The organism is Streptomyces sp. NPDC059454 (assembly GCF_042749965.1).
In the GTDB taxonomy this organism is placed as follows: Bacteria; Actinomycetota; Actinomycetes; order Streptomycetales; family Streptomycetaceae; genus Streptomyces.
In genome coordinates this window covers 26,998-46,827 of sequence record NZ_JBHYVC010000063.1, presented here as the reverse complement: position 1 = coordinate 46,827, position 19,830 = coordinate 26,998, and the positions used below count along the sequence as shown (strand labels likewise).

Below are 19,830 nucleotides of genomic sequence, written 5' to 3'. Positions count from 1 at the left end.
TCACCACGGCCTCCCCGGCCTCGATGTCACTCGCCACGTCAGTCATCAACTGTCGCTTCCAGCTCGGGAGTTACACCGCTCACCGTACAGACCCCCGGACAGCATCCACCGGCGCGTATGCAGCACACACGAGTACGAGAAGTACCGCGAACACGCGGGAACCAAGGAGGGGTGATGCCCCGTCCGGACACCCCAAGGCCGGCGTTTTCGCAGTTCATGGCCCTGCCACCCGGCGGGAACCCCTAAGCGGGAGTGCCGCGCGACCGGGACCGCGTGGACTTTCCGGCCTCCCGTGACCGGGCGTCCGGGCCATGGTCGTCGCCGCGTCCGGAAGTCGCCCGGCCGGAGTCGACGCGGTGCTTCCGTCGGCTGCGCGGCCGCCCCCGGTGCGGTGTGCACGCCGGCGACAATGCACGGCAGCCGGGCATGGACATGCTGTTAGGCTCCCTCCACGCGCATGGGGGGAGCGGCCGGGGGGCCGGGGAATGCCAGGGCGTCGCCATGTGTCCCGCCATGCCTTCTTCTTGCCTTCCAGGAGGAATGGTGGCCCGACTCGGCCGACACGGTCGCAGACCCGTTCTTGGTTCCCGTCCAGCACGCTTCGGTCCGCCGTCGGCACGCACCGCGGCCGTCCTGGCCACGACGCTGACTCTCGCTCTCCCGCTCGCCGCCGTGCCGTACTCGGCGGCAGCAGTGCCGCAGTCGGCCGCCGAGGTCGTGCTGCCCGCCGCCCCGCGTGCCGTCCCCAGGGCCACGCAGATCCTCAACGCGGGGACCAGCGGCTTCCTTTGGGCTCAGGAGGGCGATGACCGGTTCCTGTGGACCGATTACGCCACCGGAACCACGACCGCGCTGGAGCAGCGGTTGGACGTCCCGGTCCAGTACGACATCGACAGCGGTTACTTCCAGGAGTCCGCCTCCTTCCGGCCCGGCTACTACGGGGACGGGTCCGACACCGTCGCCCTCTACTCGGAGGAGGACTCCCAGGTCGCCCTCCTCCAGGGCGCGGGCGCCTCCGGCGGCACCGCCGTGGTGCCGGTGCCCGAATACCACACCTACCAGGGCACCTTCGGCTCCACCGTCCTCACCAGCACCAGCGGCGTCAGCGGAAACCCGAACGCCTACCAGCTGTGGCGGGTCCAGGACGGGGGCGGGGTCGGGCGGACGCCCGTGACCGGGCTGCCGGACGGTGCGGGCGACATCGTCGTCGAGGACGGCGACGCCCGGTCCGTCATCCTCCACTACAAGACCGCCGAGGACGGCTGGGGCCACTGGGGCATCGTCGACCTCGCCACCGGCGCGTTCAGCCCGCTGCCCGACCGGGTCTCCCCCGAGGACGGCTGGGAGGTGACCGGCTTCCGGCTGGGTGCCGACTCGGTGCTGCGGCTGCGCGGCGGGCGCTCCAAGGCCGACCTGTACGACCGCGACGACCTGGCCGCGGCGCCCCGTACCTTCGACACGGGCTCCCTGACCTACCAGGCCGCGTACGGGATCGTCGGCGACGCACTGCTCGGCGTCGAGCCGGTGTCGCCCGGCGACAACAAGTACCGGGGCCAGCCGCTGTGGGCGCTCACGACCGACGGCACGGACACCGCCCTGACCAAGGTCATGGATCCGGCCCACCAGCAGATCGTCCAGGCACCGGACGGCTCCGTCCTCGTGGCCGGGGCGGAACGGTACGTCGGACGGGGCGACCTCGACTGGGGCGTGTACCGCGTGGCCCGGGGCACCGAGGGTTCGGTCACCCGTGACCGCGTGACCGCCGTGGAGCCGATGCCCGCGCAGGTCAACGGAGTCTCGCTCGGCAGCGGCATCCTCACCACGGCCGACGACAGCACGCTCTACGAGCCGAACACCATCATCGGCGCCTACCGCAGCACCTGGTTCACCACGGGCGGCACTCCGGGCGTGGCCAGGACCACGGTGGACGGGCTGGTCAGCGGGCGGGACGGCGACTGCACCGCAGGCATCGGCCGCTGCATCCGGATGTTCGCCGACGGCACCGGCCACCACGGCCGCCGCGACTCCACCGAGTCCGGCCTGACCATGCTGCGCGCCAACGGCGCCGAGAACTGGGGCCCGACCCTCGACACGGGCGACTCCACCCCGGAGCTCAAGGACCTCTCCGGACGGTACGCGGTCGTCGACGGCGCCTCCTCCGGCCACCAGTACGTCGGCGAGTTCGCCGGCGGCTCGGCGGGCAAGGTCCTGCAGAAGCGGGACCGGGTCGCCGCGGCCGTCTGGGGCAACACCCTGTGGAGCGGCGCGGCCACGGGAGGGAAGGTCACGGCCACCCGGCTCCCGTCCGGCACCGCCGTGGAGTCCTTCACCACCCGCAACGGCTGCACCCCCTCCGACCTCCAGGCCGTGGGCCGCTGGGTGTACTGGACCTGTGTGGACTACTGGGGCGACGTGCAGGGCTCGGGCGTCTACGACCGTACGTCCAAGCGCACCGCCACCGCCCCGGCGGGCAGGGTCCTCCTCGGGGACGGTTATCTCGTCGAGCGCGTCGGCGGCACCGGTTCGGACAGCGGGCTGAGGCTCGTCGACCTGCACGACGGACTGCCGGCCGGCGGCGACCACACGGAACTGCCGAGCCGCAAGCTGGCCGACTGGACCGACCTCGGCCGGGACAACCTCAGAGCCGGTGTGAACTGGACGGTGGACCGTTTCGGCGGCGGCGTCGCCTACGCCGACCGCGAGCAGCGCGTCCACCTCGTACCGACCGGCGTTCCGGCGTCCGCGCTGTCGGCCATCGACTCCACGGTCACGTCCGGGTCCGCGAGCTGGTCCGGCACCTGGTGGCTGTCGAAGCCCGCCGCCTCCTGGAAGGTGACCGTCCGCCACAAGGCGTCCGGCACCACCGTGCGCACCGTGTCCGGCTCCGAGGCCCGCGGTCTGCTCAAGGCCGCCTGGGACGGCAAGGACTCCGCAGGCCGCCCGGTCACCAACGGCACCTACACCTGGACGCTCACCGCCCGGCCCGCCGACGGCCAGGGCGCCGCCCTCAGCCTCTCCGGCAGCGTCGCGGTGACGGCCGGAGCGGCGGCACCGCGCGACCACGCGGGCAAGGACGGGGTCGGTGACGTCCTGACCCTCAACTCCTCCGGCACCCTCACCGTCCAGCGCGGCACCGGCACGGGCACGCTGGGCGCCAAGGTCTCCGGCGCCGGCTGGCCCACCACCGCGAAGTTCGTGCCGTTCGGCGACCTCGACGGCGACCGCTGCAACGACGTACTGGTCCGGCTGAGCAGCGGCGCCCTGCGCGCGCACCGTCCGGCCTGCGGCAAGGCGGCGACACCCTCGACGCCGTTCACCTCGCTCGGCACCTCCGGCTGGAACCAGTACGACGTGCTGACCGCCCCGGGTGACGTGAGCGGTGACGGCCGCCCGGACCTGATCGCCCGGAACACCTCCACCGGCACGGTCTACCTGTACAAGGGCACCAGCACGGGCAAGCTGTCGGCGCGCGTGAAGCTCTACGACAACTGGAAGACGTACAAGAAGATCGTCGGGGCCGGTGACCTCAACGGCGACGGCATCGGCGACCTGCTCGCCCAGGACAAGTCGAACAACCTGTACAGGTACGCCGGCACCGGCAAGGGCACGTTCAAGGCCCGCGTGAAGGTGTTCTCGAACTGGGGCGCTTCCTACAACACCGTCGTCGCGGTCGGCGACATCACCGGCGACGGCAGGACGGACCTCGTCTCGCGCGACACCAACGGTGTCCTGTACCGCAACAGCGGTGACGGCAAGGGATCGTTCGGCGGTCGCACGAAGATCGCGACGGGCTGGCAGGGGTACAGGGCCGTCGTATAGGCATCGGCCTCGGGGCACCTGCTGCCGGGCTCCGGTCTTCCGACCCGGGCCCGGCCGCGGGGCACGTTCCCCGGCTCCGTGCGCTCGCCGTGCCCTCGCCGTGCGCTTCGGAGCGGACAGTCACGGCCACCGGTGGTGCGGCGCCACCTCCCAGAGATGCACTCACGGTACGTATACGCAGGTCAGGCCCCGCCAGCCCGCACAAGCGCCGTCGCTTCCCGAGCGGGGAGCGCGCGTTCGGTTCTCTTCACCCGCTCCGGGGAAACCCTCGGGTCGCCGGCCCGGGGGTTTTGTCGTCCGGACCGGTACGGCGGCCGCCCCGCACCGCGCCCGGTCGGCGGACCGGCGGTGATTCACCGACGCAGCACCGGAGCGCGTTCCGCTCAGGACGGCCCGGTATCGGCGGTTTCCCCCTCGGCCGGCTTCAGCCGCGGTCCCGTTCCACCGGGAGCCACAGTTCGGCGTCGGCTTCGGTCCCGTCCGGGGAGAGGCTGGTGCGCAGGATCTCGGGGCCGGGGCGGCTGCGGTACGGGTTGGACGGGAACCACTGGGTGAACACGTCCCGCCACAGTTCCTGGATGGCCTGCGGGGCCGGCCCGGAGGTGGTGAAGACCGCCCAGGTGCCGGCCGGGACGGAGAGCGCCGTGGTGCCCTCGGGGGCGGCCGCTGTCGTGATCACCCCTTGGTAGTAGTCGAGTTCGGTGCCCTCGGCGCGGCTCGGGTCCAGGTCGTCGCAGACCGCGACGATGCCCCGCGGCTCCTGGTCCGACAGCTTCTCCAGGCGTTCCAGCGTCTGCGGGCCGATCCCGCGGACGAAGTCGATGATGGCCTGGTTCGGTCCCGTGTGCACCAGTGGCACCCGGGTCCTGGGCCCGACGACGGTGAAGTCCGGCTTGTCCACTATGCGATAGCGCATGCTGCTGCTCCCTTCGACGGTGAGGCGGAAGGACAGCCGGGGCTGGGAGACGAGTGCGGCACCGGTGCGCCGGGCCTCACCCGGCCCGATGCCGTGCACGGCGCGGAACGCCCGGGCGAACGCCTCGCCCGAGCCGTAGCCGTAACGCACCGCGACCGCCAGCAGGGACTCACGCCCCGCGAGCACCTCGGCACCCGCGACCGTGAGCCGGCGGCGCCGTACGTACTCCGACAGCGGCATGCCCGCGAGCGCGGAGAACATCCGGCGCAGGTGGTACTCCGAGGTGGCCGCGACACGGGCCAGCTCGGTCACGTCGACCTGCTGGTCGAGACGGCCCTCGATGTGCTCCAGGGCCTGGTTGAGACGCTCCAGCACTCCCGGTCCCCTTCCTCTTTCGTGGTCACCACGGTAGGAAGCGCCCCCTCTCCCCGACCCGACATTCCGTGCCCGATCCGATCGGCCACGACGACAGCACCGAACCGGAGGCCCGACGGACCTTCCGCGCGGCCGGCTTCGTCATGGGGTCAGCCCGCCTGCCCGCCGGGTCGTCCGGCACCGGCTCGTTCCGCGGGGATGCGGCGGTGGATGTCCGCGAGGAGGTCGCGCATCGCCAGGCGGAAGACCTCGGCCTGGTGGCCGGCCATGAAGGAGGTGTGGCCGAACACCTCCAGGACGACGAGGCCGTGCAGGTGGCCCCATCCGCTCAGCATGAGCACGGTGGCCGGCGCCGGCAGGGCCGGCGTGCCGTCCGTTCGCAGGCCCTCCAGATACGCCCGGAGCGAGGGCGAGAGCGTGCGGGTGTCGGCGGCGGCGAGCTGCGCCTCGGTGAACCCGTCGAACAGCACGCGCTGGAAGACCGCGCTCATCCGGCGCATCGCGCGGGTGGTCGGGCCGTCGAGGGGTGCCGCGTAGTCGCGCAGCGGTGTTCCGTACAGGAGCTGGAACAGTTCGGGGTGGGCGATGGCCCAGCGGCGGTAGCCCTCGGCAGCGGTCACGAACCGCGGCGCCGCCGGGTCGTCCGGCGCGGTGTCGGCCGCGCTCTGCACGGCGTCGGCCAGGTCGTCGTACGCCTTGGCGATGAGCACCGTGACGAGGGCGTCCCGGTTCGGGAAGTAGTGGTAGAGCGCCTGGACGGTCATGCCGAGGCCGCGGGCGACCGCCCGCAGGGACAGGGCCGCGGGGCCGTGTTCGGTGATGTGACGCTCGGCGGCGTCCACGATCTCCCGGGTGGCGACGGCCCGGCGGCGCTGGCGCAGGGTGGGCGGAGCCTTCGTGTGTGCGTCTGCGGACATGGGGCGACCCTACGGCGTGGTCCCGGGGCCTGTTCGGGGAATCTGACACTGTCAGGTAAATCTCCCACTGCTCAATTCGCTTTCTCCTCACTAACGTCGACGGCGGCGACGAGGAGTGCGACACCGCACCCGTCCGCGAGGGCCGGGACACCTCCGCGGGGCACCGCTCCGGCTTCCCTGTGCACCCGGCCGCGGCACGTCGTCCCCATCTGCTGGACGTTAAGGAGATCACCCGTGTTCGAACGGTTGGCCGAACTGGCGATTCGCCGGTCCCGGCTGGTACTCGTCGTGGCCGTCGTGGCCGTCGCCCTCATGGGCGTGGTGGGCGCGGGCGCGTTCAGCAAGTTGCAAGGGGGTGGCTTCGAGGACCCCGCCTCCGAGTCCACCCGGGCCGCGGAGGTCATCGACGAGAAGTTCGGCGGCGAGACGAACCTGGTCCTGCTGGTCCGGGCCTCCGACGGCCGTGTCGACACCCCCGCCGCCAGGCGGAGCGGGCAGGCCCTGGTCGCCGACCTGGAGGAGGACGAGAGGCTCACCAACGTCGTCTCGTACTGGGAGACGGGCAGTGAGGGCCTGCGTTCCCGGGACGGCCGCGAGGCCATGGTGCTCGCCCATGTGAGGGGCGACGAGACGCGGCAGCGGGAGAACGCCCCGGAGATCATCGACACCTATGCCGGGACGTACGAGGACACGCTCACGGTGCGGGTCGGGGGCGGGGCCGCCGTGGGCGGCGACCTGTCGAAGCAGGTGGTCGACGATCTGGTGCTGGCCGAGGCCATCGCCGTACCGCTCACCCTCGTGCTGCTCCTGTTCGTCTTCGGCAGCGTGGTCGCCGCCCTGCTGCCGCTGGTCATCGCGGTCATCGCCGTCATCGGTTCGTTCGCCCAGCTCTCCCTGCTCGCGAGCGTCACCGACGTCGCCGACACCGCGACCAACCTCACCACCGCCCTGGGTCTCGGGCTGGGCATCGACTACGCCCTGCTGATGGTCAGCCGCTTCCGGGAGCAGCTCGCGGCGGGGGCGGGCGTGGACGACGCCGTACGGCGCACGGTGAACACCGCGGGTCGTACCGTCGCGTTCTCCGCCGCGACCGTGGCGGCGGCGCTCGGGGCGCTCCTGGTGTTCCCGCAGTACTTCCTGCGCTCGTTCGGCTTCGCCGGGGTCGGGGTCGTCGCCATCGCGGCCCTCGGCGCCCTGTTCGTGATGCCGGCCCTGCTGGTGGTCCTCGGCCACCGGGTCAACGGCGGGCGGCTGCCGTGGGGGAAGCCGGGGCGGGCCGGCTCGCGGGCTCCGCTGTGGGGCCGGCTGGCCCGCACCGTCATGCGGCGGCCCGCGCTCACCGCGCTTCCCGTGCTCGCGGTGCTGGTGGTGGCGGCGAGCCCGCTGCTGGGCATCGCCTTCGGCACGCCGGACGAACGCGTGCTGCCCGAGGACGCCGGGAGCCGCCAGGTCGCCACCGCCCTGCGGGAGAACTTCGACGGCAGCGACGACTCGGCCCTGCACATCGTCATCGACGCGCCCGTGGGCAGGACGCCACTGGACTCGTACGCCACCGAGCTCTCCAGGCTCGAAGGCGTGGTCCGGGTCGAGGCCGGTACGGGCACCTACAGCGAGGGACGGTCCACGGCGGCCGGACCCGGCAGCGCCGCCCTCGGCCGCGAGGACGCCCAGCGGATCACGGTGGTGAGCGGCCTGGTACCGAAGTCGGAGGCGGCCGAGAGCCTCGTCGGCCAGGTACGGGCGGTCACTCCGCCCGCCGGGGCACAGGCCCTGGTCGGCGGCGTGGACGCCCAGCTGGTCGACTCCAAGGACTCCATCGGCAGCCGGCTGCCGGTCGCCGTCGCCCTGATCGCCCTCACCACCTTCCTCCTGCTCTTCCTGTTCACCGGGAGCGTGGTGCAGCCGCTGCGCGCGCTGGTCCTGAACCTGATCAGCCTGGGCGCCACCCTGGGCGTCATGACCTGGATCTTCCAGGACGGGAACCTCTCCTCCCTGCTCGGCTTCACCGCGCAGCCGATGGAGGTGTCGATGACGGTGCTGATGTTCTGCATCGCCTTCGGCCTGTCGATGGACTACGAGGTGTTCGTCACCAGCCGGATCAAGGAGCTGCACGATCTGGGCGAGGACAACGAGTCCGCCGTCGTCCACGGCCTCGGGCACACCGGACGCATCGTCAGCGCGGCGGCCTGTCTGCTCGCGGTGAGCTTCTTCGCCTTCGGCACCTCGAAGATCAGCTTCATGCAGATGTTCGGCCTGGGCAGCGGGCTGGCCATCCTCATCGACGCCGTCGCCGTGCGCGGTGTCCTCGTACCCGCCGCGATGCGGCTGCTCGGCCGCTCGGCCTGGTACGCGCCGCCCTTCCTGCGGAGGTTCCACGACCGGTTCGGGATCGACGAAGGCGGGCCCGGGGCCGCCCCGGCGCCGGCGGTGCCGGCGGCCGAGCCGCCGTACGCGAAGGACTCGACGGGGGTCTGACGGGGCGCGCGGCGTCCGGCCGGCCGGCATGGGAGCGCGGCAAGGGGGCATTCGGAACAAGCAACCAAAAGTGAGGAAACTACGGCCCGTTCGGTCCGTGCAACCGACAACCGGGAGTATGCAATGACGAGTTACGGCAGCTCTTCCGCCGCGTCCTCCGGCTCGCGCACCAACGGCCTGGCGGTCGCGAGCCTGTGCTGCGGCATCGTCGGACTGTTCGTCCTGAACATCGTCCTGGGTCCGTTGGCCATCGTCTTCGGTGCCGTCGCCCGCCGCCAGGCGGCGGTCAAGAACGGTGCCGGGATGGCGAAGGCCGGCATCGTCCTCGGCGTCGTCGACGTGGTGCTCTGGCTCGTGCTCCTGATCGTCGCCGCGAACAACGGCGGGTTCAGCTGGTACGTGGGCGGCTAGTGGCCCCGCGGGAGGACGAGTTCGTGCGTGCGGGTGGGTACCGGGTACCCACCCGCACTCCCCTGTGCGGCCGCGGTCACGGGAACCGGTGAGCCGGTGAGCCGGTGAGCCGGCCGGTCCGGGCGCGCTCACCACCGTCGGCGCATCCCTGGGCCCGTATCTCGCGTCCCTGGTCACCCACCGCTTCGCACGCAGGTGGAGCCCGGCCGTCTTCGGACCGCGCACCCGGCAGGCCCGCACGGCCGCCCTGGAGAGGAAACCGGAGACCGCGCCGGCGCGGTGATCCCCTGTCCGTGAACTCCCGGTGCTGGAAAGCCGGTTCGCCTAGATTGGGGATCCGGCCCTTGATCGCCCACCCCCCAGGAGGCTCGCCCGTGTCCGAGGACATCACCCAGGACAGTTCCGGTTTCGCGACCCGTGCCCGGATCGACACGACCAAGCCGCACTCGGCGCGGTTCTGGAACTACTTCGTCGGCGGGAAGGACCACTACGAGGTCGACCGGGAGATAGGCGGCCAGATCAAGGGGATCTTCCCCGGACTGGTCGACGTGGCGCACACCAGCCGGCGGTTCCTGGGGCGGGCCGTCCGGTACCTCGCCGGTGAGCAGGGCATACGGCAGTTCCTGGACGTGGGCACGGGGCTGCCGACCGCCGACAACACGCACGAGGTGGCCCAGCGCGTCGCCCCGGACTCCCGGATCGTGTACGTCGACAACGACCCGATCGTCCTCACCCACGCGAACGCCCTGCTCACCAGCACACCCGAGGGAAGGACGGCGTACCTCGACGCCGACCTGTACGACCCCGAGGCCGTGCTGCGGGCCGCCGCCGGGACGCTCGACCTGTCCCGGCCGGTCGCCCTGATGATCCTCAACACGCTCGGCCACGTCTCCGACTACGAGCAGGCCCGCGACCTGGTGCGCCGGCTCATGGCGGGGCTCCCCTCCGGCAGCCACCTGGTGATCAGCGACAGCACGGCCACCAGTGAGGGCATGATCGCCGCGTCCGAGGCGTACAACTCCAGCGGCGCCGTGCCGTACCACGTGCGCGGCATCGAGGAGATCGCCGGATTCTTCGACGGGCTGGAGCTGGTGAAGCCGGGCGTCGTACGGGTGCCGGAGTGGCGGCCGGACGAGGACGGCGACGGCACGGTACCCGTGGACGCCTACTGCGGTGTGGGCCGCAAGCCCTGACCGCCGGACGACACCGCGGAACGTCTGGTGGAGGGGGCCCGGAGCAGGACTCCGCGGAGGACCGGCCCCAGGCCCTCCTCGCCCGGCCCCAGGCCCTCCTCGCCCGGCCGCGGCCGCTCAGCCCCTCCTCGTCCGCATGATCCTGGTCATCCGCTCCTCCAGTTCCGTCCGCTCCCGCGCCGCCCGTTCCGCCTGCGCCCGCCGGTACTCGTGCTCCGCGCGGCGCATGCGTTCGTTCGTGTCCTGCTCCACCCGGTGACGGCGCACCTCGTGCTCCATCCGCGCACACGCCTGCTGCACCTGGAGTTCCTCCGTGTGCAGCCGGCGGCTCGTGTCGAAGCGGGCGCCGAGGAGACGGTCGTACATCGTGGCGCCGCTCATGAACTTGGCGAGGACCGGGAGGGCGTCCAGGGACAGCAGGAGCAGGTGCAGGACGACGGTGATGAAGAGGGCGAAGCCGTCGGAGTCCGCGACGGTGCGCAGGCCGTGCGCGCGGGTGAGGATGCCCTCCGAGTCGAGGCTCGCGGCCCGCTCCCGGGTCTTGGCGTCGATGGCCCGCTGCAACAGGGGCTGGTAGGCGTCGGCGGCCCGGTTCTTCCTGGCCTCCAGGGCCCCCGCCTTGTCCCGCATGCCCGCGAGCTGCTTCTCGTACGTGTCGATCTTGCTGGTCGTGCGGTAGGAGGAGGAGTCCTCGCGGGCCCGCTCGCAGGTGATGGTGACGTCCAGGCCGCCGCCCTTGCGGATCCAGCGGTCCGGGCCGCACTCCCGCCGCTCGGCGGCCATCTTGCCGTCGAGCGCCTTGTTGATCTTGGTGACCTGGGTCTGCAGGGCCGCCATGCCGGCCGCGTTGCTCTTGATCTGCGCCGCCAGCTCCGCCGGGGAACCCGCCACCTTGAGCTGGTGGCGGGCGCACTCCGGGCGGTCCGCGGTGGAGGCGCCGCCGGTGGGGTTGCAGGCGACGAGCATGCCCCGGTAATCGGCCACCCTCTGTTCGTTGCCGACGGCTATCTCCTGGCGGATCTCCTTGTCGAAGATCTGGAAGAGGATCGGCTCGGCGATGAACAGACCGAGGAGTACGGACAGGAACAGCCGCAGCACCAGGGACCACTTCTTGACCGTGGTGCCGTGGGTGCTGGACACCAGCCAGCCGTCCATGGCCAGCACCACCCAGAACCAGACCACGGCGACCCCGAGCACCGCCACCAGCGGCAGGTCGGAGCGGAAGCTGCCGAGGGCCAGCGCCATGGAGAGGGCGCCGAGCAGCGCGGTGTTGAGGACGAGCGCGCCGTACCAGGTGTAGCGGGTGCGCTCCTCCGGCACCCAGGACAGCAGCGCCTCGTCGACCCCGATCAGGCGGCGCAGCCGCGCCCCGGGGCCGGTGGTCGCCATGGGTGCCGGGCGGCCGGCGCCCGGGTCGTCGTCGAGGGACCCGCTGCCGGCGAGGCGCAGGGGTGTGTCAGTGGCCAAGGTTCGCCTCCGAGTCGGTGCCTCCGAGGTCCAGGTCGGCGTCGTCGGCGTCAAAAGTGGTCTCCCCCTGGGGGATGCTCCTCGTGCTCGCGCCCGGGACCTCCCGTCCGGGGCCGTGGTCCGGTGTCTGCCGGTCCTGGTCGCGCGAGATGTCCCGCACCCGGTTGATGTGGGTGCCGGGATCGGTCAGCTGGCCGTCGAACAGACCGCGGTCGAAGGCCTTCGTGGTCAGCGTGGTCCAGGCGGCGAGCTCTTCCCGGCGCTGCTCCTGACGGTCCCGTTCGCGCTGCTGCGCGTCCTGCCGGACCTCGTCACGGGCGCGCACTCCGTCCTCGTGCTCCAGGTTCCAGCGGCGGCTCTCCTCGCGCTGCAGCGCCGCCGCCTCCTCCAGTTCGACCTGGCGTTCGAGCGCCTTGCGCCGGTCGTCCTGCTCCACCCGCCAGCGCGCCTCGTCCCGGTCGAAGCCGCGCCGCGTCAGCTCGTCCTCCAGCGCCGCCCGCCGGCGCCGGTCGGTGAGCCCGGCCCGGCGCTCCTCGTCCGCGTGCAGCCGCTGGGACAGCTCGTCGGCGGTGATGTCGCCCTGCCGCCAGGCCTGGAGGTCGGCGAGGATCGGGTCGCTGCCGATCAGCTGGACGTCCTCCCTGAGCTGCTCCCGGTTGAAGCGGTCGCGCTCGGACTGCTGCGTCAGCTCGTGCCGCTGGTCGTCGGCGCCGGACTCGTGCCGGAAACGTGAGAGCAGCTTCTCCAGCTTCTGGCGGCCGAACTCCGCCTCCAGCGCCTCGTCCTGCCGGTTGCGTTCCCGGTGCAGGGCGCTGGTGCTGCGGAGTTCCTCGCGCTTCAGCTCCAGTTCGGTCTCCAGCAGGGAGCGCTTCAGGGCGGTCTCCTGCTCCCACTCCTGCCTGACCCGGTCGCGTTCCCGCTGCCGGCGCTCCTCCTGCAGCTTGGCGATGTCCTCGGCGAGTTCCGCCGGGGTGAGGACCTCGACCAGTCCGTGCCGGACCCGCAGGCCGGACAGGGTGGCGGGCCTCATCTCGTGGTACGCGGTCAGCCGGGCGTCGATCCGCTCCCGTACGGCGTCCGAGTCGACGATCGGCAGGTCGCTGCCGTCCTCGGTGAGCCCGGGCACCTCGCGCAGATGGCCGAGCAGCAGGGCCTCGATGTCGGTGACGCCGTCGCGTACGACCGCGCAGGCGTCCGTCACCGTGCAGTAGAAGGTCGTCCGTACGGTGAAGTCGCCCGCCTCGGCGGACGGGATGCGGGTCTCCACCACGGCCGGCACCTCGACCCGCCGGTCGACGACCGTGACGGAGCTCGCCCCGGTCACCAGCGGGTCGTCGGGCCGCAGATGGCCGGGGTCCTCGACGTAGTCCTCGCCGACCCGGAAGACGCGCACCTGGTGCGCGGCGATCAGGGGCAGTTCGTCCTCGTCGCGCACGCTGCGCTTGTTCAGCCAGCCGACGCGCTTCTCCGGCCGCCGGTACTCCCGTTGCTCGACGAGGGGATAGTTCTCGGCCATACCTGTGTCAGTCCTCCGTGCTCAGTACGGCGGTAAGGAAGATGTCGGTGAGGGCGGCGGTCTCCGGGGCGGGCCGCACGGCGATCCGCCGCAGGGCGGTGGCGAGGTGCCGCCGCTCCCCGGGGGCCAGGGCGGCGCCCAGGGAGCGGCCGAAACGCTCGGCCACCGGGTCCGGCTCGGCCGTCACGGCGGTCAGGTCGCGCAGGGTGGTGTGCAGGACGCGCAGCGCCCACCCCCGGCGCGGGCGGTTCTCCAGCACGCCCGCCCACAGTTCGGCGACCCGGTCGCTCTGCCCGGGGGCGCCCTCCAGCAGCGAGGCGCCCACCAGCCGGCCCGTCCTGGTGTCGCGGGCCCCCAGGAGGGCCCGGACGGTCTCGAGGACGGTCTCCTTGTGGTGTCCCGTCAGCGTGGCGCGCAGGGCCCTGAGCCGGTACGCGAGTGGCCGCAGCACCGCACCGGTGTCCTCGCCGCACTCCAGGAGCAGGGCGACGAGGCCGGCCAGGGCGAGCGTCGCCTCCTCGGACCGGCCGGTCAGCCGCAGCAGCACGTTCACGGCGTCCGTGGGGAACCGCACGCCGAGCGCCCCGCTGAACGCCGCGGCGGCCGCCGACCGCAGCGCCGGCTCCGGCGAGCGGGCCCAGGCGCGGCCCACGGCGAGCGCGGTGGCGGCGAGGCCCTCGTCCAGGCACATGCACTGCAGCACCAGGGTGGCCGTGGACTGCCCCGCCGGTCCGGCCGCGCCGCTCGCCCAGGGGTGCAGATAGTTCTCGGCGACCTCGTCGAACGCGGGCCGGGTGAGCAGGGCGAGCCCCGAGGCGACGGACAGCTGCACGCCGAGGCCGGGCCGGGTGCCCACGAGTTCGGTCAGCCAGTCGCGTACGCCGTTCCAGTACGCCGTGGAGCGCTTCGCCCACAGCTCCTGGAGCACCCACTGCCGGTACTGGGGGTGGGCGAAGACCAGCGCGCCGCGGGTGAGGGCCCCGTCCTTGCTCTCCTCCACGGCGACCAGGGTGTTGCGGCCCAGCGACAGCCGGCGGTCGGCGTCGCGGCGGTGGGCGGCGGCCGTCTCCTCGTCGTTCGCCAGCACCGGGAAGGTGGGCGCCACCCATTCCTCCAGGCGCTCCTGGCAGGTCTCGAAGTCGCGGTAGCCGGCGCCGGTGACGAAGGCCAGCGTGGTGACCTCGACCCACTCCTGCGGTTCGCGTCCGGCCGCGAACCAGTCCCGTACGGGCTCCGCCGCGCCGCTGCCGTACTCCTGCCAGACCTCGTCCGGGTCGGCGCCCCGGGCGATCCGCTCGGCCGCCTCGGCGACCTCCGCGACCCCGCAGCCCTCCGGCAGGCCGGCCACGGCCCGCTCGGCGGTGTCCGCGGCGCACCGCGCCCGCAGCAGCCGCACCCGCAGCACGGCGGCCAGGTCCGGCAGCTCCCACGGCACATGGCGTACGGAGCCTGGGGCGTCGCCCTCCACCGGGTGCACGGTGGTGATCACCAGGTGGGCGCCGTGGTCGCGGACGGTGTCCCGGACGCGCCGCCAGTCGAAGTCCGCCGTGCCCGAGGCGGCCTCGTGCATGCGGTCGATCAGCACGTAGCCGACGCCCTTCCTGAACGCCACCCGTCCGTCGGCGAGGTCCTCCAGGCTCCGGCCGGGCGAGAGCACCACGTACTCCGTGTCCTCGGCGGCCTTCGCCACGAGCGCGACCGCCCCGGACCGCTTGCCGGTGCGGGGCGGGCCGAAGAGCACCACCACACCGTCCTGCTCCAGGGCGGCGGCGGCCTCCTCGAAGCAGCCGGGTTCCACGTACGGGGCGAGGAGCGCGTCCGCCTCCCCCGCGTCCAGCCGGCCCACGGCGCGGCGGCGGGCGTTGGCGAAGTCGCCGACCCCGATGCCGAAGTGGGCGCCCGGGGCGTCGAGGGCTCCGTAGAAGTACTGGTTGACGCGGTTGTGGTGCACGGGGGCCGCCGCGGGAGTGTCCGGGGCCGCCGGGCCGGGCTGCTTCGGGGCGCCCTGTCCGTCCTGGGGCTCGCCGGCCCCGTCGGTTCTCCCGGCTCCCTCGGCTTCCTCGGCTTCCCGCTCGCTCTGTTCCTCGTCCATCCTCAGTCATCGCTCCGTGTCACTTGGAGATCCCGAAGACGGCCCCCGGAGCGTGGACGGTTCCGGAAAAGACCTGAACCACTGTGTCGCCGGGTGCAGTTGGGACACTCGGGGGGCGCGCGTCCGGAGTTTCACCACCCCCCGCGCGCCCCGGTCCGGGCTCGACAGCGCCGGGACCGGGCGCCCGCCCGTCGTGTCCGGGCACCCGGATCCATATCCGCCCCGTGTACTCCTTCTCCTCGATCCGCACCTCGCGGAACTCCTGTGCCCGGATCGTCGTGTACGCCTCCCGGATCACGTCGTTGAAGACGGTCGAGGAGACCGCGAGGGCCATGCAGGCGTCCGGGGCCCCGTCCAGGGCCGAGCGCAGCGCGGCGCTGTCCAGCATCCGGCCGATCTCGACCGGGGCCCGCCCCTCGAAGCCGTTGGCGGCCGACGCGGCCGTACCGAAGTGCACGGCCACCCGCAGCCGCAGCCACGCCTCGCGCACCCGTCCGTGGTTGAACTCCCGCAGACCCGCGTCCAGATGTCGCATGAACGTGTCGACGAGGTGCGGCTCGAAGGCGCCCTCCGGCAGCACGGCGAGCACCGAGTCGCCGCCGACCTGTGTCTCCCAGCGTTCCCTCTCCAGCCCGGACGCGTCGGCCGACTCCGTCAGCAGCTTCTGGATGGCCTCCTGCAACTGCCGCTGCGTCACCACGTCGACGCGACCGTATCCCTTGGCGTCGACCGCCAGCAGCAGCCTGCGACGGAAGGTACCCATGCTCGAACTCCCCGTTCCTTTCGGTGGAGTCACACCCGGGACACACGTCTCCGGGGACTCCGTGGCACACCGGCGTCCGCTCCCCCGGGCCATGCGGACGCCGGTACGCCAGTGGTACACGTCGCGCCCAGGGGGAGACCCCGTCTAAATACGGGATGCGGAAGGGTGCGAAACATACAGCGGGCCACGGAAGTGACGGGCGGGTTCCGGTGCGCGGGGTCGAGAACAAGTCATCCGCGATCCCGCAGAAATGCCGGATCTCCGCGCGCGGAGCGGTTCCCAATGGAGAGCGGGAACCGACCACCGACCGCAGGAGGCCGTATGTCGTCCACCGGAGCCGACCGGGACAGCCGTCCGGCGCGGTACATGTTCACCGCGCTGCAGACCACCCACCAGCACGCGGACGCCAAGGCCGGTGTGCTGGCCGCCGTCCAGGCGGTCCTGGTCGGCACGGCCGGCTGGTGGAGCAGACCCGCCCTGCACGCCGTACGGGACGGCGGAGCGCCGGGGGTGCTCGCGGGTGTGCCGCTCGCGCTGTTCCTGGGCGCGCTGTTCGCCGGCGCGGGCTTTTTGGCCGCCGCCCTGCGTCCTCGGGTGCTGCGCCCCGGCGGCGCCAACCGCTACAGCTTCGTCCACCTGGCGACCGGCCCGGACATCCTGCCGTCCGTCGACCCGCCCGGCGACGGCGAGCAGGCGGAAGCCGCGCGGGAACGGCGGGAGCTGTCACAGACCGTCCGTTTCCTGGCCCGGGTAGCGGTGAGCAAGTACCGCTGTCTGACCGGGGCGGTGGTGTGCACGGCGGTGATGGGTGTCAGCGCCGGGCTGCTGGTGGTGGTGCGGCCGTGGCTGTCGTAGCCGCCCACTACTCCTCGGGGGCGAGGTCCGCGATCCGTCCGAGCCGGGGCAGGTCGCGGATGACCGTCGATCCGTAGCCGGTCTCCAGCAGCCCTTCCTCGCGCAGTTCGCGCAGCCCCTTGTGCACCGTCGTCTCGGCGGCCCCGGTGAGTGCGGCCAGCTCGGGCTGGGTCAGCCGGCAGCCCAGGACCACGCCACCGTCCACGGGGTGTCCGTAGGTGGTCGCCAGTTCCACCAGCAGCCGGGCCAGCCGCACCTTGACCGGATAGCCGCGGAAGTCCAGGCGCCGGCGGTTGGCCCAGCGCAGCCGGTCGGCGACGATCCCGGTGAGCACGATGGCCACGTCCGGGCGCCGCATCAGCAGGGCCCGCAGGACGCCCGGCTGGAGCACCCGCGCGGTCATGGGCCCGCACGCCGTCACCGTGGCCGAGCGGGGCGCCCCGTCCATGGCCGCCATCTCGCCCACCGTGTCCCCGCCCACCCGCACCGCGAGCAGCGACGCCTCCCCGTTCTCCACGCGCGCCGTCACCTTGGCGAAGCCGGACAGCAACAGCAGGACGTGCCGGTCGTGCGCGCCCTCGCTCAGCAGCACCTGCCCCGCCGCGAACCGGGTCTCCACGCCCAGGGCGAGCAGCTCCCGCCGGTCCCGGGACGGCAGCCTCCCCAGCAGACTGCGTGCGGGCCACTCTGCGGAGCCGTACGGCGGCATCGGCACGGTGGTTCCCCCCGACCTGTCGGTTACCCCACCGATCCTGCCCGTCCGGCCGCTCCCGCGCCATGGGGTTAGGCTCCCGCCCATGACGACTTCAGAGAACAACGGCGCCTCTCCCCTCGATGTCGAGATCGGCGCGCTGGACGGCGGCTCCGCCGGGCTCGCCCAGTACGCGGGGCGGGCCGTGCTCGTCGTGAACGTGGCCTCCAAGTGCGGGCTGACCCCGCAGTACGCCGGTCTCGAGCGGCTGCACGAGCGGTACGCGGAACAGGGCTTCACCGTGCTCGGCGTGCCCTGCAACCAGTTCCTCGGGCAGGAGCCGGGCAGCGCGGAGGAGATCGCCGAGTTCTGCTCGGCGACGTACGGCGTGACCTTCCCGATGACCGAGAAGGTCGAGGTCAACGGGGACGGGCGGCACGCCCTGTACGAGCGGCTGACCGGGTTCGCCGACGCGGAGGGGCACAGCGGGGACATCCGCTGGAACTTCGAGAAGTTCCTGATCGGGCGGGACGGCGAGGTCGTCGCCCGTTTCTCCCCGCAGACCGAGCCGGAGTCGGCTCAGGTCGTGACGGCGGTGGAGAAGGCGATCGGCTGACCGCTCCACGGGGAACGACGGGCGGAGCCGGGAGGAGACGGGCCGAGCCCTCTCGGCCAGGACGGCGAACTGTCGAGAGGGCCCCGTCGGTGGTGCTCGCGTCGGTCCGGTGTCGCCCGGTGGGCGGTCGCCGGACCGGTCAGTCCTTGACCGAGGCCACGAAGGCGCTCCACGCGTCCGCGGGGAAGGCCAGCTTCGGACCCTCGGGGACCTTGGTGTCCCCGAGTTCCAGCGCCGCCCCGGTGGTCGACCTGACCATCACGCACGCGCCGTTGTTGTTGGTGTAGGAGGACGTCGTCCACGTTTCCGTGGCGCCCAGACGAATTGCCATGTTCGCTCCGTAGCCAGATGCTGAGTTGCTGTCACCACCCGCCTGCGCGTTCCGGCGTGGACCCGCAGAACGGATTTCGCCAACCCCCGCTGGCGGTTGGCGTGATCGACGCTACTCGCCACCCTCTTCCTCCGGAGCAGTCGTTCACTCGTCCGAGTGGCATATACCAGGTGAGACTTCCAACCCGACCTGTCAGCGGTGTACCATCCCGCCGCCTCCCGGCCGCTGCTCAGCGCGCGTAGTCCTTCGCGAGGCGCTCGACGAGCTGCCGGGACGCCTCCACGTTCAGTGACTGGGCCCGCAGGTGCTCGTACATCACCGTGTACTTCTGCACATCGTGCGGCTTCTCCAGGTACAGGTCGCTGGTGACGCCCTCGATGTAGACGACGCTGGAGTCGGCCGCGTCGGCGAACTCCAGGATCGAGTACTGGCCGTTGATGCCGGCGTGCGCGCCGACCTCGAACGGCAGCACCTGCACGGTGATGTGCGGCAGCTGGGACAGCTCCATGACGTGCTCCAGCTGTTCCCGCATCACCTGCCGGCTCCCGACGACCCGGTGCAGCGACGCCTCGTCCAGCACCACCCACAGCCGCAGCGGGTCCTTCTCGGCGGAGATCCGGCCCTGCCTGCGCAGCCGGACCTCGACCCGCTTGTCGTTGTCCTGCCCGGACGACTCCGGCGAACCGCCCTGGACGATCGCCTCGGCGTACGCGCGGGTCTGCAGCAGACCGGTGATGATCTGGGGTTCGTAGACGCGCAGCGACTCCGCGTCCGTCTCCAGACCGATGTAGACGCTGTACGGGATGTCGCCGAAGGCGTGCCACCAGCCCTGCTGGCGCGAGTCCTTGGCCATCTGCATCAGCGACTCGACGATCCGCTGGTCCTCCACCTCGTAGACCCCGCACAGATCGCGGACGTCACGCTGGCTGATGCTGCGCCTGCCGTTCTCCAGGCGGCTGATCTTCGACTGCGACACCAGCAGCCGTTCCGCCACTTCCTCGGCGGTCATGCCCTTGACCTCGCGGAGCCGGCGCAACTCCTGGCCCAGCCGGCGCCGCCTGACGGTGGGATTGACATTGGACGCCACGGGACGTGCACCTCCGGCTGCGTGCCTCGTACTTCATACGTGCCACTTTGCGTGTCTGCTGTGGAGCAGACTGCCACCAAGGTGCTTCCTGCCGCTGGGAAACGGTGGATGTGCGACGGGTACACGCCACTTCACGGTGTGGTGGCGGGTGCGGACGCGCGAGGGCGCCGGACGCGGGTGCGCCGAGCGGGGGGGGGGGGGGCCCCGGGGTGTCGCCCCCCCCCCCCGCCCGCGGGGCCCCCGGGCCCGGGGGGGGGGCGGGGGTGGCGGGGGCGCGCCCGGGGGCCCGGCCCCCGGGGCGGGCGG

15 protein-coding genes are annotated in these 19,830 nt (G+C 72.4%); 6 read left to right on the top strand and 9 right to left on the bottom strand.

Going from position 1 to position 19,830, the window contains the following annotated elements; translation table 11 throughout:
- The first annotated feature begins 672 nt into the window (after window positions 1–672).
- A complete protein-coding gene (locus ACFXAE_RS30115; RefSeq protein ID WP_384720710.1) occupies window positions 673–3,819 on the top strand; it encodes an FG-GAP-like repeat-containing protein in 3,147 nt (1,048 codons plus the stop codon).
- 424 nt (window positions 3,820–4,243) lie between these two features.
- Here ACFXAE_RS30115 and ACFXAE_RS30110 read toward each other — a convergent pair whose 3' ends face one another.
- Entirely contained in the window at window positions 4,244–5,110 is an 867-nt protein-coding gene (locus ACFXAE_RS30110; RefSeq protein ID WP_384720708.1) for an effector binding domain-containing protein, read from the bottom strand.
- A 149-nt stretch (window positions 5,111–5,259) separates the two neighbouring features.
- On the bottom strand, window positions 5,260–6,027 hold the full coding sequence (locus ACFXAE_RS30105) for a TetR/AcrR family transcriptional regulator (protein ID WP_384720705.1): 768 nt from the start codon (window positions 6,025–6,027) through the stop codon (window positions 5,260–5,262).
- A 234-nt stretch (window positions 6,028–6,261) separates the two neighbouring features.
- Between ACFXAE_RS30105 and ACFXAE_RS30100 the strand changes: the two genes are divergently transcribed.
- From ACFXAE_RS30100 to ACFXAE_RS30090, 3 genes are all read left to right on the top strand, one after another.
- The gene (locus tag ACFXAE_RS30100; protein ID WP_384720702.1) at window positions 6,262–8,502 is read left to right on the top strand and encodes an MMPL family transporter; all 2,241 of its coding nucleotides are present in this window, start codon (window positions 6,262–6,264) and stop codon (window positions 8,500–8,502) included.
- A 123-nt stretch (window positions 8,503–8,625) separates the two neighbouring features.
- Window positions 8,626–8,913 carry a DUF4190 domain-containing protein gene (locus ACFXAE_RS30095; protein WP_384720699.1) on the top strand — a complete coding sequence of 96 codons (288 nt, stop codon included), beginning with the start codon at window positions 8,626–8,628 and terminating at the stop codon, window positions 8,911–8,913.
- Between the two features lie 374 nt (window positions 8,914–9,287).
- Window positions 9,288–10,106, top strand: coding sequence for an SAM-dependent methyltransferase (locus tag ACFXAE_RS30090; RefSeq protein ID WP_384720696.1), 819 nt, complete (start codon window positions 9,288–9,290; stop codon window positions 10,104–10,106).
- 117 nt (window positions 10,107–10,223) lie between these two features.
- Here ACFXAE_RS30090 and ACFXAE_RS30085 read toward each other — a convergent pair whose 3' ends face one another.
- From ACFXAE_RS30085 to ACFXAE_RS30070, 4 genes are read right to left on the bottom strand one after another with little or no spacing between them, the layout of a single operon-like run.
- Entirely contained in the window at window positions 10,224–11,573 is a 1,350-nt protein-coding gene (locus tag ACFXAE_RS30085) for a DUF4407 domain-containing protein (RefSeq protein ID WP_384720693.1), read from the bottom strand.
- Entirely contained in the window at window positions 11,563–13,089 is a 1,527-nt protein-coding gene (locus tag ACFXAE_RS30080; RefSeq protein WP_384720690.1) for a hypothetical protein, read from the bottom strand. The genes ACFXAE_RS30085 and ACFXAE_RS30080 overlap by 11 nt, the downstream gene beginning before the upstream one ends.
- 7 nt (window positions 13,090–13,096) lie before the next feature.
- The gene (locus tag ACFXAE_RS30075; RefSeq protein WP_384720687.1) at window positions 13,097–15,181 is read right to left on the bottom strand and encodes a hypothetical protein; all 2,085 of its coding nucleotides are present in this window, start codon (window positions 15,179–15,181) and stop codon (window positions 13,097–13,099) included.
- A gap of 19 nt (window positions 15,182–15,200) precedes the next feature.
- On the bottom strand, window positions 15,201–15,944 hold the full coding sequence (locus ACFXAE_RS30070) for a hypothetical protein (protein ID WP_384720684.1): 744 nt from the start codon (window positions 15,942–15,944) through the stop codon (window positions 15,201–15,203).
- A 321-nt stretch (window positions 15,945–16,265) separates the two neighbouring features.
- Between ACFXAE_RS30070 and ACFXAE_RS30065 the strand changes: the two genes are divergently transcribed.
- The gene (locus ACFXAE_RS30065) at window positions 16,266–16,799 is read left to right on the top strand and encodes a Pycsar system effector family protein (protein WP_384720682.1); all 534 of its coding nucleotides are present in this window, start codon (window positions 16,266–16,268) and stop codon (window positions 16,797–16,799) included.
- 7 nt (window positions 16,800–16,806) lie between these two features.
- Here the strand turns inward: ACFXAE_RS30065 and ACFXAE_RS30060 are convergent, their stop codons facing one another.
- Window positions 16,807–17,508 carry a Crp/Fnr family transcriptional regulator gene (locus tag ACFXAE_RS30060; RefSeq protein ID WP_384720719.1) on the bottom strand — a complete coding sequence of 234 codons (702 nt, stop codon included), beginning with the start codon at window positions 17,506–17,508 and terminating at the stop codon, window positions 16,807–16,809.
- An 88-nt stretch (window positions 17,509–17,596) separates the two neighbouring features.
- Between ACFXAE_RS30060 and ACFXAE_RS30055 the strand changes: the two genes are divergently transcribed.
- Window positions 17,597–18,106 (top strand): glutathione peroxidase, encoded by a 510-nt coding sequence (locus tag ACFXAE_RS30055; RefSeq protein WP_384720679.1) that lies wholly within the window; start codon window positions 17,597–17,599, stop codon window positions 18,104–18,106.
- Window positions 18,107–18,245: 139 nt separating this feature from the next.
- Here ACFXAE_RS30055 and ACFXAE_RS30050 read toward each other — a convergent pair whose 3' ends face one another.
- Window positions 18,246–18,437, bottom strand: a complete 192-nt coding sequence (locus ACFXAE_RS30050; RefSeq protein WP_384720676.1) for a DUF397 domain-containing protein — start codon at window positions 18,435–18,437, stop codon at window positions 18,246–18,248.
- Window positions 18,438–18,666: 229 nt separating this feature from the next.
- On the bottom strand, window positions 18,667–19,524 hold the full coding sequence (locus ACFXAE_RS30045) for a helix-turn-helix domain-containing protein (RefSeq protein WP_384720673.1): 858 nt from the start codon (window positions 19,522–19,524) through the stop codon (window positions 18,667–18,669).
- Window positions 19,525–19,830 lie beyond the last annotated feature (306 nt).